This window comes from Gemmatimonas sp. (assembly GCF_046594945.1).
In the GTDB taxonomy this organism is placed as follows: Bacteria; Gemmatimonadota; Gemmatimonadetes; order Gemmatimonadales; family Gemmatimonadaceae; genus Gemmatimonas.
This window is the reverse complement of record NZ_JBKJRB010000143.1, coordinates 83,829-96,993: the sequence shown is the minus strand read 5'-3', so window position 1 is coordinate 96,993 and position 13,165 is coordinate 83,829. Positions and strand designations below refer to the sequence as shown.

Here is a 13,165-nt window from a genome sequence, read left to right as displayed (position 1 = left end):
GTTCGCCATTGACCCAGGTGCCATTGGATACGCCAGGCTCCTCGCGCAAGCTGACCACGCCGGCGCTGAGCAAGAGGCGGGCGTGACGACGGCTCAAGCTCCGCGCCAGATCGAGCGGGCCGAGATTGATCTCCGGAATGGCACCGGTGGCAGGGTCTGGCCGGCCGACCATGCACTCGCTCCGCCCTTCGGGCAACGTGATCGCGCCCTCGGCATGGCGCAATACGAAACTTGTTGGTGGCAGCTTGAGCGCCGGGACGACCTTGGGCTCGGGTGCGATCGGTGCCGCGACGGCTCTGGCGGCCGGCACAACGGGCGCAGCGACCACTGGCGCGGGTGCGGGTGCTGCAGCTGGTGCTGCTGGTGCTGCTGGTGCTGCTGGTGCTGCTGGTGCTGCTGGTGCGGTCGACGCGGCCGGTGCCGGCGCGACTCCGCCGGTCAGTGCGGCGATGTCTTCGTCGGCAGCCGCGATCACACCGATCACCGCACCGACGGCGGCCGTGGTGCCTTCGGTGATCAACTGCGCGCGCAGCACCCCATCGCCGCGCGCGACGAGTTCCATGATCGCCTTGTCGGTCTCGACTTCTCCGATGGTGTCGCCGGTCTTCACGGCATCACCGACGTTCTTCACCCACTTCACGAGGCGACCTTCCTCCATCGTGGGAGAGAGTGCCTCCATCATCACTTTGGTTGCCATGATCGCTTTATCAGTCGAGGTAGAGAACCTGTCGGATTGCCGCGATCGTCTTCGGCAAGTCGGGCTTGGCGGCCTTTTCGAGACTCTTGGCATAGGGCATCGGCGCGTCGGCCTGGTGCACACGAAGCACCGGCGCATCGAGGTAATCGAAGCAATGGCGCTGCACGTAGTCGACCACCTGCGCGCCAACGCCGCACACTTCCCATCCTTCCTCCACGACCACACAGCGGCTGGTCTTCTTCACGGAGTTCGTGATGGCCTCGACGTCCATTGGCCGAATTGTGCGCAGATCGACGACGTCGCAGGTGATGCCTTCCTTCGCCATCTGCTCGGCGGCCTGCAGCGCCACGAGCACCATCTTGCCGTGTGAGATCAGCGACACGTGCTCGCCCTCCCGTTTGAGATCGGCCTTGCCGATCGGCACGATGTAATCGTCATCGGGCACTTCGCCCTTCGTGTTGTACAGCATTTCGCCTTCAAGGAAGCAGACCGGATTGTCATCACGAATCGCTGCCTTCAGCAGGCCTTTCGCATCATACGGCGTGGCCGGGGCCACGACCTTGAGTCCGGGAATGTGCGCCAGCCACGATTCCCACGCCTGCGAGTGCTGCGCCCCGAGCTGCAGTGCCGCGCCGTTCGGGCCGCGGAACACCATCGGCATCGGGAACTGTCCCCCCGACATGTACAGCATCTTGGCGGCAGCGTTGACCACCTGGTCGAGCGCCAGCAGCGCGAAGTTCCAGGTCATGAATTCAATGATCGGACGCAGGCCGGCCATCGCCGCGCCGACGCCGACGCCGGTGAACCCGAGTTCGGTGATCGGCGTGTCGACCACGCGCATCTCGCCAAATTCCTGCAGCAGTCCTTTCGAGACTTTGTACGCGCCCTGATAGACGGCGACTTCCTCACCCATAAGGAAGACACGGTCATCGCGGTGCATTTCTTCGCGGAGCGCCATGTTGAGCGCATCGCGGTAGGTGATCACGGCCATGGTCGTTGGGCTCTCAGCTCGTGGTTTCGACGAGGATGTCTTCCATGAGCGCCTCAAGCGGCAACTCCGGGCTCTGCTCAGCAAAGTCGATGCTGTCCTGCACGATCTTCTTGATCGCTTCGTCCATCGCGGCGACGTCGGTGGGCGAGATCTCGCCGGCTTCTTCCATTCGTTGACGGTGCAGGGCGATGGGATCACGCTTGAGATACTGCTCGAGTTCTTCCTTCGTGCGGTAGGTGCCGCTGACCGCGTCGGACATCGAGTGGCCCATGAAGCGGTAGGTGCGGATTTCCAGCAGCGTTGGCGTGCCGTCCGTGCGCGCGCGTTCGATCGCTTCTACGGTCGCTTTGCGCACGGCGTGCACGTCCTGACCGTCTACCACGCCACGCGGCATGTCGTACGACGCGCCGCGCTTGTAAATATCGTGAATGGCCGACGCGCGCTCGAGCGCGGTGCCCATGCCGTAGCGGTTGTTCTCGATGATGAACAGACACGGCAGCTTCCAGAGCGCGGCCATGTTGAGCGCTTCGTGGAATGCGCCATTGTTCACGGCGGCTTCACCCATGAAGCACACGATGACCTGATCGCCGCCGCGATACTTGATCGCGAAGCCGACGCCGGCCGCGATCGGGATGTGTCCTCCCACGATGCCGTGGCCCCCGAGAAAACCGAGCTGCTTATCGAACATGTGCATCGAGCCGCCCTTCCCCTTCGCGCAGCCGTCTTGCCGTCCAAACAGCTCCGCCATGGCGGCGCGCGGCGTCATGCCGCGGGCCAACGCCTGTCCGTGATCCCGATACGTCGTGATGATGTAATCATCCGCCCGCAGCAATGAAATTACGCCGGTGGAGATGGCTTCCTGTCCGATATACAAATGACAGAAACCGCCGATGCGACCAATGGCGTACATCTCGGCGACGCGCTCCTCGAATCGACGCTGGAGCAGCATCGAATAGAGCAGCTCGCGGTTCGTGGCCGCCGACGTGCCGTCCGACGCGTTGGCCTCAGCCGTCGCATCGGCGCGCACAGGCTCGCCCTTCTTCTTGGATTTGGCAGTCGACATGGGGGTGGACGGGTGGTGAGGAACTGAGTCGAGAAGTGCTCATCCGTCCGAGAGGACGCACGAGTGAATGCGCACGCACCGCGCTTACACGCCGGCGGCTTGCACCTGCTCCCACGCGTGATAGCTGGAACGCACGAGCGGACCACTCTCGACGTGCTTGAAACCGAGCTGCATGCCGACCACGTACAGTTCGCGAAACTCGTCGGGCGTGACATACCGGTCGAGCGCGATATGTCCGTCGGAGGGGCGCAGGTACTGCCCGAGTGTGAGGATGTCGACGTCCACGGCGCGTAACTCCGTCATCACCTGGACGACTTCTTCGTTCGTTTCTCCAAGACCGAGAATGATGCCGGTCTTGGTGGGGATATCGGGCGCAATTCGCTTGGCAATTCGGAAGATTTCCAGCAGGCGCTCATAGCGTCCGCCGGGGCGCGCCTTCTTGTACAGGCGCGGCACCGTTTCCGTATTGTGGTTGTAAATGTCGGGGCGCGCGTCGAGGACGGTGCGGATAGAGTCTTCGTTGCCCTGGAAATCGGGCACGAGCACTTCGATCGAGCAGCCCGGCAGACGCTGATGGATCTGACGAATCGTTTCGGCGAAGATGAAGGCGCCGAAGTCGGGGAGATCGTCACGGTCGACCGAGGTGATGACGGCGTGCCGCAGGTTGAGCTCCGCGATCGCCTGACCGACACGCGACGGTTCCTCGATATCGTACTTGGGCGGACGGCCATGGGACACAGCGCAATACGCGCAATTGCGCGTGCAGACATCACCGAGGATCATGAAAGTGGCGGTGCCATGCTCCCAGCATTCGCCGATGTTGGGGCAGTGGGCCTCCTGACAGACGGTATGCAGGTCGAGTTCCTGCATCATCTGCTTGAGGCGCACGTAGTTCGCGCCTCCAGGGGCCTTCACCTTGAGCCACGACGGCTTACGCTCAGGGAGCGGCTCGCGACGGTGGCGTCCCATGATCTGAACCAACTGCTCGGCCATATTCTGCTGGGAAAGGCCCGGGGTGGTCCGGGACGTGATCAGGAGAAGGTAGTCCGCTGGGCCTTCTCGGGAAACGGCTCGGTAACCATCAATACAATAATAGCCGGAATCCCAGAGTGCGGAAACTTCGGGGGATGGCTACCGTACGGGGAACGAACCCCACTTTGCTCTGAGGCAGACCATGCTCCGCACGCTGTTTACCGTCGGCCTGATCGCCATGCTTGGATTGGTCGCCCTGAAGTTGGTCTTCGGGCTCCTAGGTCCGCTGGTCGGGCTTTTATTCATGCTCCTGGGCTTCGCGATCCGAGTGCTGCTGATCGCGGCCGTGCTCTACTTTGTGATCCGGGTGGTCAGTCCTCGTACGGCGGAGCGAATCGAGAAGGCGATTCGCGGCTGATCGAACCGCGGGCAGGGGTTACTCGCGTCTGAGTTGTGCGGTGCGCCGAGCTCAGCCTGCGCCGCCACCGTCGTTGCTCCCGTCGGCATCCGCCCCACCGCTCTCGCCGCCGTTCGTGTCACGCTTGCCGCGTGAGCGGCGGGCCCCGCCCCGACGCCCGCGGCGTCCGCGGCGGCGCGCGCGCGCGGCGCTATCGAGATCCGAGTCGTCGCCGTCTTCAGGCGGATCGCCGGTCTCGTCGTGAGCCAGGATCGGTTCGTGCGCGGCGTCGGTCCCGCCTTCAGCGGCGATGTCGGACGCGCCCTCGTCGAGGCCTTCGGTCGTGCCCTCATTCTTGGCGCGTCCGCGCCGCGAGCGACGGTTGCGCCGCCGCCTCTTGCGCGGCGCGCCACCCTCGGCACCCTCGCCACCCTCGGCATCATCGGCACCCTCGGCACCCTCGGCACCCTCGGCACCCTCGGCATCATCGGCATCATCGCGATCATCGACGCGATCGTTGATCCCAGGCGGTGTGGGGGAGAGCTCGACGTTCGGTAAGTTCGCGTCAGACTCGGCCGTAGTCTCGGACTGGCCGTCGCGGTCGAGCGGTCCGAGGGCGCGATCGAGTGCGCCTTCGGGGCCATCGCGCTTGGGCGCCGGGGCCGCAAACGGATCATCGAGCTCGACGGTTGGATCGCTGTACGGGGAGCGCGGCTCCTCACGCGCGCGACGAGGCGGCTTCGGGGTGTCGCTCCGCGCGGCACGTTCGCCGCGCGGCAGGCGCTCAGGGCGCGCCGGCTTGACGTCCCCGTCGGTCACATCCAGGCGCTGGCGCTTGGGGCGCTCCGTACGTTCGGTACGAGGCGGACGCGCTTCGGCGACCACCTTGTCAGCCGTTCGCTCTAGTGCCCGCTCAGGCAGCCGCTCCGCAACTCGCTCGGACGGTGCGTCTCCCGGCTCATCGGCCGGCCGCTCGCCCTTCGCGCGCTCGCGCTCGCGACGACGGCCCTCACGACGGCCATTGAACGACTCTTCGTCTTCGATGCGCGGGCGGTCCCGCACCCGTTCTCGTAGCTTCTCGACCGAGAGTTCGGCCTCTTCACGGCGTTTGCCGGCGGGCGCGCCACTGCGCGATGGACGGCGCTCGGCGTCGCCCGTCGTCTCGGCGGCCGATCCCGCCACCGCTCGACGACCCCGCGCACCCCACGCCCATTTGAGCACCGCGAGGGCGTCGCGCACGGCCACGCGACGCGTGTCGCGCATCCGCACGCCGTAGGTGGGTTCCATCGGGACCGACTCGACGCGACGGGCGAATGGGACCAGCTTCAAAAGCAAATCCGCGTTCGCCGTCCACGAATCTCCAATGCAGATCGGCTCTGAGCCGGCCTGGCGCACGAGATCGCGCAGCGCGGAAATCCGGATCAAGCGCATCGAGGCCGTGAGGTCGTTCACACCATCCACGCGCACGAACGGACGCATGGCCCAATGCGCGGCTTTGAACAGCCGTCGCACCGGCATCGGCGCATCGGCTACTACCATCCGCTCACCGACAACCAAGTCCGCACCACCTTCGAAGCGTCGCGCGAACTCCGGAACGATGCCTGGTGGATCGGTGAAGTCTCCCTGCACCAGCAGCATGGCATCGCGACGCGGGTAGCGCGTCTGGGCCGCGACGTGTCGGATCAGGGCGTCGAGGGCACCGGCATATCCGACGTGGGTCGCACCCCGCAGCACGGTAACAGGCATCGCGTGCGCGTACTGCTCCGCCACCTCCGCCGTCTCATCGGAGCTCGCATCATCGTACACGACGACCTCGTACTCGCGAGGAAACTCAGCAAGCACGGTGCGGATCCGCCAAAGCAGGACGCCGATGGTGGCGACCTCGTTGTGCGCGGGAATGGCGAGGTAGAGCACAGGAGCCGGTAACGGGACGCGCGAGCCAGCAGGAAAAACGCTGGCGTACTGGTGTGCGTCCGATAATAACAGAGAGAGGCCTCCGGCGGAGCGTTTCCGGCGTGGGGAGATCGGGGTACGTGAAATCAGGGGGGGATGCACCATGATTCTCGCGAATACACGCGCTCGGCTCGGGCGCGAAGATGCTCAACTGGTGGTTCGGCTCGTTGCTCGCGGGTCAGGGCGTGCACAGGACGACGCCGAGGCCAAGATGGCCGATGAGGGGCTCGATCCGTTGCTCGACGATCCGCTGGTCCTTGAAGGACTGCTCAGCGCGCGACAGGGGGCGCACGCCTCGTGGCCGCTCTTCACCTATGTGCTGGTTCGGCATGCGTTGCGCACCGCCGGTGAAGACGATCGACCGATCGCCGACTACGTGGCCTCGATCCTGCTTCACTTCGGGCTACGTCAGCGGGCGCGGCAAATCGCCGATCACGACGACGCGACCTACGACACGCTTGCTTCGCTTGGTGCCGATTTGGAGGGCAGCGACGCGTCGAGGAGCTTTCTGGCCAGGGCACATCTGGGCAATTATGCGTTGTGGCTCAGCGGCCTCTTTCCCGATCACATCGAACAGCGGCGTTGGCGTCGAGGTGGCCCGAATCTGGGGTATTTCGAGGCGATGGGACAACGGGGCTTTCGGCTTGCCGCCGATCACCGGCTGGCGGGTGAGCACGGTCTGGCTCCACTCTTCGCCGCGGCGGCGGAACGTTTTCCGCGGTTGCGGGAGGCCCTCAACGGGGTGAGCGACCGCCTGCTGTTTCCCAACGTGCACACGCCGGAACGCCTGATGCGTCAGGTGCATGACGATACGAGATGGCGGCTTTCCCACTAGCCGCGACTATATCTCCGGACGCACGAGGGGTACTTTCTCCGATCTTCTTCTCGCCCATGTTCGAACCGCTTCGCGACGCCCTGCGCGGATTTTCCACGCGCCTCGATCCAGCTGAACGCCGCACGGCAGCACAGGCCATGCGCGACGCGCTCGTGCACGCCAAGCTAGGGCTCAACGACTTGCGTGCGTCGCTCGCGACGACCCACACGCGCCTGGCCTCTGAGCGCGCTGAACTGGACACGGTGCGTCGCCGGCAAGGCTTGGCGGCGGAGATCAACGACCAGGAAACCGTCGCGATCGCCGAACGGTTCGCCGTGCAGCATCAGGAACGGGTGGCGATGCTCGAGACCAAGCAGATGGTGCAGCAGCAGGAACTGTCGCTCGCCGAACGCGACTACGAAAACATGGCGGGCGAGCTGCGCCTGATTCTGTCGGGGGTCGCACCGGGAGGCGCTCGCGGCGCGCGGCCGAACGACTCGGGAGCGGATCTGGATCGTGGCGACGCCGCGACCGTGAGTGCGGACGACGACGTCGTCGACGTATTTGATGACGCGCCGGCAGATCTGCAGGCAGACCCAGTGCTGTCGCCGGCCCGACGTACGCGGGCGGAGCGAGAGGCGGATGCGGACGAGCGACTGGCGGCCCTGAAGCGCCGACTGGGCAAATGAGCACGCGTCGTGCGTTTGCCGCGGCCTGCCTGGCGGCCTGCCTGGCGGCCTGCCTTCCGTGGTACAGCGTGTCGGCACAGGATGTGCGCGCCAACGGGCAGAAGCAGCCTCCGGTCTCGAGTCGCGGCCGCCTTCCCGTCACGGGATGCGCAGGGCAACCGATCAGCGATATCATCGTGATCACGCAGCCACCGTTTACCGAGCGCCTTCCCACACGACTCGAGTGGGTACGACGCACGGTTCGAAAGACGCATGCCAATACGCGTGACGAGGTGGTGCGGCGATTCCTCCTGATGAAGATCGGGGAGGCGTGTAACCAGATTCAGCGCGCGGAATCGGAGCGCATTCTGCGTGCGCAACCATTCCTCGTGGATGCCCGTATCCGGGTCTTCGATGACGAGGCCGGCGGGGTGCGGCTCGAAGTGGAGACGCGCGACGATTTCAGCATGATCTTCGAGCCGACGGTGCAGTCGAAGTCGCCACTGGTGCGGGGCATGCGCTTCGGCGATTCGAATCTCGGTGGCTCGGCCACGCTGGCGGCGATCAACTGGCGCGATGGCCGCGCCTACAACGATGTGCTGGGCGTCGAGCTCGAGAACTATGCGTTCGGACGCGGACGGAACGAATTCCGCCTCTCGGCCCAGCGTCATCGGTTCGGGCAGGATATGCGGCTCGAATTCGTCCGGCCGTACTACACCGACCTGCAGCGATATGCGTGGATTGGGAGTCTGGGCGGCACGCGCGAACCGATTGAGTTTCGTCGCGGCGATCTGCCGCGCAATGCGCTCACGGTGCGACGGGAATTTGCGAACGTTGGTGCCGTGACACGCGTCGGACCGGTGGGGCGCTTGCGGCTGGTCGGTGCATCACTCACGCGTGAAGTGCAGCGCACCGACGAGCAATCGTTGCTGCTCACGCGCGAGGGCGTGATAGCCGACACGACCGACGTCGCCGTGCCGACCTTCCGACCGCAACGCGTGGTGCGAGTGAATGCGCTCCTTGGCGTGCGCGCCATTCGATTCGTTCAGGTGCAAGGGTTCGATGCACTCACCGGCGCGCAGGACGTTCGTGTCGGGATGCAGCTCGGACTGGTTGCGGGCCGCTCGATCCTCGTGCGGCAGGCGCGTGATCGTGATCATTTTGTGGCCGCGAATCTGTACGGCGCGTATGGTGGAACGCGCAGCTTCGTGGGCCTGCAGGCGGTCACCGAAGGGCGCTATGATCGCGACGCGAAGGCGTGGGACAATTTCGTTACCAGCGGGCGACTGGCCTGGTATTTTCGACCCGCCGTTCGCCAGACTACGGTCGTCGAGTCGGAATGGAGTGCGGGTCGGGATATGCGCGTGCCCTTTCAGCTCTCGCTCGCTGATCGCGAAGGCGGCGTGATGGGCCATCGCAATTCGAGACAGGCGGGAGCGCGGCGACTGGTGTTCCGCGCGGAGCAGCGACTCGTGGTGCCCACGCGATTGAATATCGCCGACGTGGGCTTCGCCGGGTTCGCCGAGGCCGGTCGACTCTGGGCCGAGCAATCGGTGCCGTATTCGATCTCGACGCCGTGGCGTGGGGCGGTCGGCGTATCAGTGCTTGCGGCCGTTCCGCCGCGTTCGCGGCGACTGTGGCGCGTCGACTTTGCGCTGCCGGTCAGCGCCGATCCGCAGCGCCGATTCGAAGTGCGCTTCTCGAGCATCGATCGGTCCCGTGTATTCTGGAACGAGCCGCGGGATGTGCAGGCAGGACGTGAACGCACCGCACCGTCCAGCCTCTTCACCTGGCCGTAGTGCTCGACGGGTGGCGCAGTTTTGGTGACTCATGACCCACCACTCACGTGAGTCTCGAGTTTTGAGTTGAAGTTTGGGGTTGTGGGTGTCTCCTGACCCCAAACTTTGACTCACAACCCACCACTCACGTGAGTCGCACGGAGCGGCGCGACGCCGATGGCTATTTCGCGGTGGCCATCAGGCGGCGAATCGGTACGATCATCAGCGCGAGGATCACGGTCGCACCGAAGAGCGCGATTGCCGTGCCGCTGAACACGAGCGGCGTTTGTTCGAGCTTGGTGGGATCCACGTGCCCGCCAACGAGTCCGGCCACCAGGTTGCCGACGGATGTGGCCAGGAACCAGATGCCCATCATCTGTCCGACGTATCGCCGCGGAGCCAGTTTCGTCATCGACGAAAGGCCGACCGGACTCACGAACAGCTCGCCCATCGTCTGGAGCATGTAGCTCACAATGAGCCACCACGGCGACACGAGGACTGAGCCGCCGCTGGCGACGACGCGGTTTGCCGCGAAGACCATGACCAGAAATCCAATACCCGCCAACGCGAGCCCGAGTGCAAACTTGGCTGGGCTCGAGAGGTCGATGTTGCGCTTGGCGAGCATGATCCAGAGCGCAGCGAAGACCGGCGACAAGAGAATGATGAAGGCCGAATTCACCGACTGAAACCACGTGGCGGGGATCTCGAATCCGAAGAGATTCCGGTCGGTGAAGTCGTTGGCGAACAGCTGCAGTGATGTCGGTGCCTGCTCGAAAGCCGCCCAGAAGATTGCGGCGAACACGAAGAGCACGAAGATCACGCCGGAGCGCCGCTTCTCGTCGCCGGTGAGCCCCCCGAACGCAAACAGAAATCCGAAGAACGCGACGGCGATGCCGACGAGTACGAACGTCATCACGCCGCCGATCGCCTGCGGATCGAGTGCGACGACGCCGGCACTCGCCAGCACGAATACGAGCGCAAGCACGGAGAGACCGGCGATCGTGTAATTGCGGACGGCGCCTTCACGCCTCGCTTGCACGGCCGGATCGGGATCGCGCACGATGTCCTGGCCCAGCGTGCCAAGCATATCCTTCGCTTTGAGCCAGAACATGAGGAGGCCGCACAGCATGCCCACGCCGGCGGCGCCGAAACCCCAGTGCCAGCTGACCCGCTCGCCCAGATATCCGGTGACGAGCTGACCGATGAACGCACCGGTGTTGATGCCCATGTAGAAGATCGAGAAGCCGGCGTCACGGCGCGCGCCGCCCTCGGGGTAGAGATCGCCGACGATGGCCGAGATGTTTGGCTTGAGCAGTCCGGTGCCGAGCACGATCAGCACGAGACCGAGGAAAAAGAAAATCTTGCCTATGCCCGCGCCGGCCATGCCGGAAATGCCGATGGACAAGTGCCCGCCGGTGATCAGCACGGCCCCGATCAGGATCGAGCGACGTAATCCCAACCAACGATCGGCGATCCAGCCACCGGGCAGCGACGCGAGATACACTGATGCGGCGTAGATACCCACGATAGCCGATGCGGCGGGCCGGTCGAAGCCGAAGCCGCCATCGGCGAGCGCCGCCGCCATGAACAGCACCAGCAGCGGCCGGAGCCCGTAAAAGGAGAAGCGCTCCCACATCTCGGTCATGAAGAGCAGGCCGAGTCCGCGCGGATGACCGAAGAACGCTCGATCGTGGGCGGGGTTCGATGCGGACGAGTCCGTACGGAGTGAAGGAGGCGTCACGACGCGTTGGATGAAAGGTGGAGAATCGGTTGCTTGATACAGGCCACGAAGTGTCCGGGAGCCTTCTCCTCCAGCGGCGGTACCACGCGCATGCACTCCGCATCCTTGAGTGGATTCGGACAGCGCGGGTGAAATACGCAGCCGCTGGGTGGGTTCGCCGGAGATGGCGGATCGCCCGGCAGGAGAATGCGTTGGCGCTTGGCCGTCGGATCGGGGACCGGCACAGCGGACAGCAGGGCCTGCGTGTACGGCATTAGCGGCGTGCTGAAGATCGTGCGGCGCGGCGCCAGCTCGACGATGCGGCCGAGATACATCACGGCCACCCGATCGGCCATGTGCGCGACGACCGCGAGATCGTGCGCGATGAACAGATACGAGAGGCCGCGCTCGCGCTGCAGGTCCCGCAGCAGATTGACGACTTGCGCCTGCACACTCACGTCGAGCGCCGACACTGGTTCGTCGCACACGATGAAGGACGGCTCAACCGCCAGTGCGCGCGCGATCCCGATACGCTGCCGCTGGCCGCCGGAGAATTCGTGCGGATAGCGAGACGCGTACTCGGCACGCAGCCCCACTTCGTCCAGTAGTGTCGTAACACGACGGTCGGCATCGCCGCCTTCGGCGAGTCCGTGCACGATCAACCCCTCCTTGATCGCGGCACCCACGGTCATGCGCGGATTGAGCGAACCGTACGGATCCTGAAAAATGATCTGCATGCGACGCCGCAGGCGTCGCAGCGCTTCGCCGCGCAACGCCAGCACGTCGGTTCCGTCGAAGTGCACCGTCCCGGACGTCGGTTCGATCAGGCGGAGGATCGAGCGGCCCGTGGTCGTCTTGCCGCACCCCGATTCGCCCACCAGCGCCAAGGTTTCACCCGCGTGCACGTCGAACGACACGCCGTCCACCGCTTTCACGGCACCGGTAATGCGCTGTAACAGGCCCGTGCGAATCGGAAAGTGTTTGGTGAGATTGCGCACCGCGAGCAGCGGAGTGGTGGGTGTACTCGTCGCCGGGGTGTTCATGCGCGTGTCACGTCATGCGTGACGGCCCGCCGCGTGCCGTCGCGCCGTGCTGGCTCTTCGATGAGATGACAGCGGGCCCGATGGGCCGATGCCACCTGCAGTAACGCCGGCTCTTCCGTCGCGCAGCGTTCGAAGGCATAGGGGCAACGGTCGCGGAACGTGCATCCACTCGGCAGCGCGGTGGGCGGCGGGACGGAGCCCGAAATCGTCTGCAGGCGCTCCGCTTCCTGTCCGAGCTTCGGGATCGCGGCCAGCAGTCCCTCCGTGTACGGATGGCTTGGCGCAGCAAAGAGATCGTTGACGTTCGCTTCCTCGACCACGCGGCCGGCGTACATCACGATCACGCGCGAGGCCATCTCAGCGACCACGCCAAGGTCGTGCGTGATCAGCAACAACGCCATTCCCGTACGCGCTCGCAGATCGCGCAGCAGCTCGAGGATCTGCGCCTGAATCGTGACGTCGAGTGCGGTGGTCGGTTCGTCGGCGATGACCAGCTTCGGCGACATGATGAGTGCCATCGCGATCATCACACGCTGGCGCATGCCGCCCGAGAGTTCATGCGGGTACTGCTTGGCGCGTGCGGCCGCGTCGGCGATGCCGACCTGCGCCAGCATGTCCACCGTGCGCGTCCATGCGTCCCGTCGCGAGAGGGTCGTGTGCACGCGCAGCACTTCCGCGATTTGGGCACCGACGGTGAGCACGGGATTCAGCGCCGTCATCGGCTCCTGGAAGATCATCGCCATGTGCTGACCGCGAATTGCGCGCAGTCGCTCGTCATCGAGCGTCAGCAGATCGCTGCCGTCGAACAGGATTCGGCTGCTCGACTCGATCCGGCCAGGTGGCGGCACCAGTCGAAGGAGCGACAGCGCCGTGAGCGACTTCCCGCATCCGGACTCGCCGACCAGGCAGACTGACTCGCCACGTGCGACCGTGAACGACACGCCATCGACGGGGCGCGCTACGCTGGTGCCTCCCGCACTGGTCGCCGCTGGAAAGGCGATCTGCAGGGCGTGCACATCGAGCAGCGGACGATCGGGCGCGGTCGTTGAGTCGCGTGTGGCAGAAATCG

The 13,165-nt window shown here is 65.1% G+C and carries 12 protein-coding genes; 4 read left to right on the top strand and 8 right to left on the bottom strand.

Annotation, left to right across the window (positions count from 1 at the left end; translation table 11 throughout):
- The 4 genes from ACLL97_RS17560 to lipA all read right to left on the bottom strand — a co-directional run.
- Positions 1-697, bottom strand: a 697-nt coding sequence (locus tag ACLL97_RS17560; RefSeq protein ID WP_411281776.1) for a biotin/lipoyl-containing protein, incomplete at its 3' end; no start/stop codon positions are given.
- Positions 698-707: 10 nt separating this feature from the next.
- On the bottom strand, positions 708-1,688 hold the full coding sequence (locus ACLL97_RS17555; RefSeq protein ID WP_411281775.1) for a pyruvate dehydrogenase complex E1 component subunit beta: 981 nt from the start codon (positions 1,686-1,688) through the stop codon (positions 708-710).
- 13 nt (positions 1,689-1,701) lie between these two features.
- On the bottom strand, positions 1,702-2,751 hold the full coding sequence (pdhA, locus tag ACLL97_RS17550; RefSeq protein ID WP_411281774.1) for a pyruvate dehydrogenase (acetyl-transferring) E1 component subunit alpha: 1,050 nt from the start codon (positions 2,749-2,751) through the stop codon (positions 1,702-1,704).
- 84 nt (positions 2,752-2,835) lie between these two features.
- Positions 2,836-3,744, bottom strand: a complete 909-nt coding sequence (gene lipA / locus ACLL97_RS17545; protein ID WP_411281773.1) for a lipoyl synthase — start codon at positions 3,742-3,744, stop codon at positions 2,836-2,838.
- Positions 3,745-3,925: 181 nt separating this feature from the next.
- Here lipA and ACLL97_RS17540 point away from each other — a divergent pair, with 181 nt between their 5' ends.
- Positions 3,926-4,141, top strand: a complete 216-nt coding sequence (locus ACLL97_RS17540; RefSeq protein WP_411281772.1) for a hypothetical protein — start codon at positions 3,926-3,928, stop codon at positions 4,139-4,141.
- Positions 4,142-4,192: 51 nt separating this feature from the next.
- On the opposite strand, the gene ACLL97_RS17535 is transcribed toward ACLL97_RS17540, so the two are convergent.
- Positions 4,193-6,034, bottom strand: a complete 1,842-nt coding sequence (locus ACLL97_RS17535; RefSeq protein WP_411281771.1) for a glycosyltransferase — start codon at positions 6,032-6,034, stop codon at positions 4,193-4,195.
- Between the two features lie 142 nt (positions 6,035-6,176).
- Between ACLL97_RS17535 and ACLL97_RS17530 the strand changes: the two genes are divergently transcribed.
- From ACLL97_RS17530 to ACLL97_RS17520, 3 genes are read left to right on the top strand one after another with little or no spacing between them, the layout of a single operon-like run.
- Entirely contained in the window at positions 6,177-6,908 is a 732-nt protein-coding gene (locus ACLL97_RS17530) for a hypothetical protein (protein WP_411281770.1), read from the top strand.
- A 56-nt stretch (positions 6,909-6,964) separates the two neighbouring features.
- A complete protein-coding gene (locus tag ACLL97_RS17525) occupies positions 6,965-7,576 on the top strand; it encodes a hypothetical protein (protein ID WP_411281769.1) in 612 nt (203 codons plus the stop codon).
- Positions 7,573-9,354, top strand: coding sequence for a hypothetical protein (locus ACLL97_RS17520; RefSeq protein WP_411281768.1), 1,782 nt, complete (start codon positions 7,573-7,575; stop codon positions 9,352-9,354). Before ACLL97_RS17525 ends, ACLL97_RS17520 begins: the two co-directional genes overlap by 4 nt.
- Before the next feature lie 160 nt (positions 9,355-9,514).
- Here the strand turns inward: ACLL97_RS17520 and ACLL97_RS17515 are convergent, their stop codons facing one another.
- Genes ACLL97_RS17515 through ACLL97_RS17505 form a run of 3 tightly spaced genes read right to left on the bottom strand, consistent with a single transcriptional unit; the run spans position 9,515 to position 13,163 of the window.
- Entirely contained in the window at positions 9,515-11,074 is a 1,560-nt protein-coding gene (locus tag ACLL97_RS17515; protein WP_411281767.1) for a peptide MFS transporter, read from the bottom strand.
- Positions 11,071-12,096, bottom strand: a complete 1,026-nt coding sequence (locus ACLL97_RS17510; RefSeq protein WP_411281766.1) for an ABC transporter ATP-binding protein — start codon at positions 12,094-12,096, stop codon at positions 11,071-11,073. Before ACLL97_RS17510 ends, ACLL97_RS17515 begins: the two co-directional genes overlap by 4 nt.
- Positions 12,093-13,163, bottom strand: coding sequence for an ABC transporter ATP-binding protein (locus ACLL97_RS17505; RefSeq protein WP_411281779.1), 1,071 nt, complete (start codon positions 13,161-13,163; stop codon positions 12,093-12,095). The genes ACLL97_RS17510 and ACLL97_RS17505 overlap by 4 nt, the downstream gene beginning before the upstream one ends.
- Positions 13,164-13,165 lie beyond the last annotated feature (2 nt).

What these genes read in the sequence shown, in the direction of transcription:
- ACLL97_RS17555 (WP_411281775.1), bottom strand. Translation starts at nt 1,688, where the DNA reads ATGGCCGTGATCACCTACCGCGATGCGCTCAACATGGCGCTCCGCGAA.
- pdhA (WP_411281774.1), bottom strand. Translation starts at nt 2,751, where the DNA reads ATGTCGACTGCCAAATCCAAGAAGAAGGGCGAGCCTGTGCGCGCCGAT.
- lipA (WP_411281773.1), bottom strand. Translation starts at nt 3,744, where the DNA reads ATGGCCGAGCAGTTGGTTCAGATCATGGGACGCCACCGTCGCGAGCCG.
- ACLL97_RS17540 (WP_411281772.1), top strand. Translation starts at nt 3,926, where the DNA reads ATGCTCCGCACGCTGTTTACCGTCGGCCTGATCGCCATGCTTGGATTG.
- ACLL97_RS17530 (WP_411281770.1), top strand. Translation starts at nt 6,177, where the DNA reads ATGATTCTCGCGAATACACGCGCTCGGCTCGGGCGCGAAGATGCTCAA.
- ACLL97_RS17525 (WP_411281769.1), top strand. Translation starts at nt 6,965, where the DNA reads ATGTTCGAACCGCTTCGCGACGCCCTGCGCGGATTTTCCACGCGCCTC.
- ACLL97_RS17520 (WP_411281768.1), top strand. Translation starts at nt 7,573, where the DNA reads ATGAGCACGCGTCGTGCGTTTGCCGCGGCCTGCCTGGCGGCCTGCCTG.
- ACLL97_RS17510 (WP_411281766.1), bottom strand. Translation starts at nt 12,096, where the DNA reads ATGAACACCCCGGCGACGAGTACACCCACCACTCCGCTGCTCGCGGTG.